Genomic DNA, 3,525 nt, shown 5'->3' on the forward strand with positions numbered 1-3,525 from the left:
TCGTGACCTGATTCTTGAGCAAATTTTTCTGACTGGGTAATATTAGGGATGATTTGTAAGGAATATAAAGATTTAAAAGAATAGTTTTTATCCCAATTGTCTTGGGGACAGCCATTGGCTTGTAACTAATTTCGTAAAAGAAGCTCTGCATTTATGCAGGACTTCTGTCGTAAGTTTCATGGTCAGTATCAGGCATTGTTCTTTTCCAGTCTATATCTCGACACTGAAAGTAATGGAATAAAGCACCGAGAAGATTAGCATCATTTCCAAATTTGCATGCTTCTATTATTGGACGTACTTTTGCACCCTGCAATGAATTCATTATGATATCAATTTTTTTATTTATTTGTTTGATAAGATTTTCATTGCTGCTGACTGCGCCGCCAATAATAATTTTCTCCGGATCATAAACATACTGGAGGTTGAAAATACCCTTAGCTAAAGATAAATGAAAATCATCGATGGCTTTCATGCACTCCCGATCACCTGCTTCAGCTGCTGCAAATACTTGTTTTCCATCTAAATTCGATACATCGATTCCTTTAATTTCTGCAACCCGACGAACGAGAGCACCTATTGCAGCTAATTCACTCCATGTCCGGAAAGAAATATTGTTTATATCATCAACAGTATCCATGATCATATTGCCGAATTCTCCGCTGTGCAAGTTAGCTCCTTTATGAACTTTTCGGTCTATTACAACTGCACCGCCGATTCCAGAACCGATTACTACAAATAAAACATCATTGTTACCTACAGCTGTACCTTTCCAAACCTCACATAAAGCCGCACAGTTTGCATCATTTTCGATTTCAACTGGCAAACCGCTTTTGTTTTGAATTATTTCTTTTATATTAGGGCCGTGTATACAAGGGAGGGCACTGGTTCCCCCTATAATGCCGGTGTCGCTATTAACTCCCCCAGGACTGCTGAGAGCAATCCCGGAAATCTGGTACTTATCTTGATTTTTTCTCGTTACTTGTAACAATTCAGAGATGAACTTTTCAAAATCAAGGGGTGAAGAAGGAAATGAACCCCTGGTAAGAAAATCACCATTTTCATTAATAACAGCATATTTAATCGCACTGCCGCCTATATCAAAAACCATGTAATTATTCATAGGTATCCCCCTTTTTACAACGCAGTTTCTACTTCCTTCAGTACAAATATCTCGGAAGAGAAGTCACCTGGCAACTCCCTTTGCCAATATTCATAAGCGCGGTCTGTGTAGTCCTCAGCTAAAATAATTCCTATATTCATTAATTCATCACCGTAATGATTGCTGCCCCGCTCTTTAATATGATAAAGTTTCTCAGGGTTTAGGCCTTTTAATTTAATACGGTAGTATTTATCGTTTGGTTTTGCGAGGATCTTATAATATCCCACGATTGCTTCTCTTTGATCTTCTGATACAATCATCCAAGACACTTCGTTGGATTCAAAAGGGTTTTGCAGCCGGTAAAACTGTCCGTTACGAATTAGATTGCGTTTTTCTTTAAAGAAGGAAACCTGTTCTTTCACTTTTCTTTTTTCTTCATCATTTAGTTTTGTTACATCAAGTTCGTAGCCAAATGTGCCGAAATAGGCAACATTTGCCCGAGATTCAATCGGTGTGGTCCTGCCGACCTGATGGTTCGGAACAGCCGAAACGTGGCTTCCTATAGAATTTAGTGGATAAACCATAGAAGTCCCATATTGAATTTTTAATCGTTCAACTGCATCTGTGTCATCACTGGCCCAAGCTTGGGGAGCATAATATAGCATCCCCGGATCAAAACGAGCTCCTCCTCCTGCACAAGATTCAAACAAAATTTGTGGATGTTTTTGGATTAAACGCTCGTAAAGACTATAGACTCCTAGAATATACCGATGATAAACCTCCCCTTGTTGATCTGCAGCCAGGCTCATTGAATAAGCTTCTGTAATATACCGGTTCATATCCCATTTGATGTAGCTTATTTTTGTACCCGTGATAATCTCATCCATGAGCGAGAAGATATGATCGACCACTTCTTCTCTTGTAAAATCCAAAATAAACTGGTTGCGGCCATGTGAAGGCGAGCGGCCAGGAGTGGCGATAATCCAATTCGGATGTTCATTTAATAGCTTTGTACCTTTGCATACCATCTCTGGCTCAAACCACAAGCCGAATTTTAACCCTAATACATCTATTTTTTCAGATAAGCCTTTAATGCCAGTTGGCAATTTTTCTTTGTTTGTGAACCAGTCCCCAAGTGAACTTGTATCATCATGTCTTTCTCCAAACCAGCCATCATCCAAAACGAATAGCTCAATTCCTAAGTCCTTGGCCGCCTTGGCAATTGTTAAGATTTTTTCTTCATTGAAATTAAAATACGTGGCTTCCCAGTTGTTAATTAAGATAGGGCGGTCTTTATCACGCCAATTTCCCCTAACCAACCTTGTACGGTAAAGCTCATGAAATGTTTGACTCATTCCGTTTAATCCTTGGTCAGAAAACACCATAACACATTCAGGGGTTTGGAAGGATTCTTTTGAATTTAATTTCCACTTAAAACAGAAAGGGTTAATTCCCATCATTACCCGGGTTACACTATATGCGTCTACTTCAACCTGGGCTAAAAAGTTACCGCTGTATACTAGGCTGAATCCATATACATCACCGGTGTGTTCAGTGGTATCCGGCCGCTTCAAAGCAAGAAAAGGATTGTGGACATGGCTGCTGGCACCTCTCGTGCTATAGACAGATTGGATTCCTTTTGATATTTTTTGCACTTCCATGTGAGCTTCACGGGCCCAAGCTCCTGCTAGATGAACCATTTCATAGTTGTCGTCTGGGAAATCAACATTCATGCTCATAGCATTATTAAGATAAAATGCTTCCTCACCGGTATTGATAAATCTAGAATTTCGGCAAATAACACTTCTATCCGCATAAATAGAATAACTTAAAATTAATTTGCTCTTTAAAGTATGATCCACTAATGTGATTTCGATGGTCTCCGCTTCACTCTCATTTTCTACATAAGTCGCAGGCAATTGATTGAGTAGGGGCTTTCCTTGAATAATTTCATAGCTTTCAAACTGAAAATTTGTAACATGGCTGCCTGCATCATTTGTTATCATATGGGCGGGATATCGATAGTCTGTAGTTCCAAAACTTGGGTATTCTTGTTTTATGTGTTCTAATGATGAAGTGTGATCGCCTTCAAACATATTGCAAGAAGGTCTTATTTCGCGCTCAATAAGATGCTTAAATGACTCCCGGTGTTTTATTTTTTTTCCATAATACAGGTGCTCTAGTTGCTTGCTTTTTTCTAACACCCTAAAAATATAACTAATATTTCGGTTGAAAAGATGAAATTCTTTCGTTTCCTCATTGACCTTAATCGGCATTACTATTCACCACTCCTTACTAATAATAAACCCTTATTTTAGAAAGCACTTACAAAATAATAGAGAAAATAAAAAGAAAGTTGCAAGCGACTTAAATTATAACAAAAACTATCAAAATAAACTATTTATTTTTTGACAATATAAACTTAA

At 38.2% G+C, this 3,525-nt stretch carries 2 protein-coding genes; both read right to left on the reverse strand.

The features are described from left to right. Positions 1–151: 151 nt before the first annotated feature. The gene (locus RAC86_RS36740) at positions 152–1,120 is read right to left on the reverse strand and encodes an ROK family protein (protein WP_101172405.1); all 969 of its coding nucleotides are present in this window, start codon (positions 1,118–1,120) and stop codon (positions 152–154) included. 14 nt (positions 1,121–1,134) lie between these two features. Beyond that, positions 1,135–3,375 (reverse strand): alpha-galactosidase, encoded by a 2,241-nt coding sequence (locus RAC86_RS36745; RefSeq protein WP_048655130.1) that lies wholly within the window; start codon positions 3,373–3,375, stop codon positions 1,135–1,137. Positions 3,376–3,525 lie beyond the last annotated feature (150 nt).

Source organism: Bacillus sp. LR_5, from assembly GCF_042709275.1.

Bases quoted from the DNA above. Each gene is read 5' to 3' on its own strand.
- RAC86_RS36740 (WP_101172405.1), bottom strand. From the start codon at position 1,120: ATGAATAATTACATGGTTTTTGATATAGGCGGCAGTGCGATTAAATAT.
- RAC86_RS36745 (WP_048655130.1), bottom strand. From the start codon at position 3,375: ATGCCGATTAAGGTCAATGAGGAAACGAAAGAATTTCATCTTTTCAAC.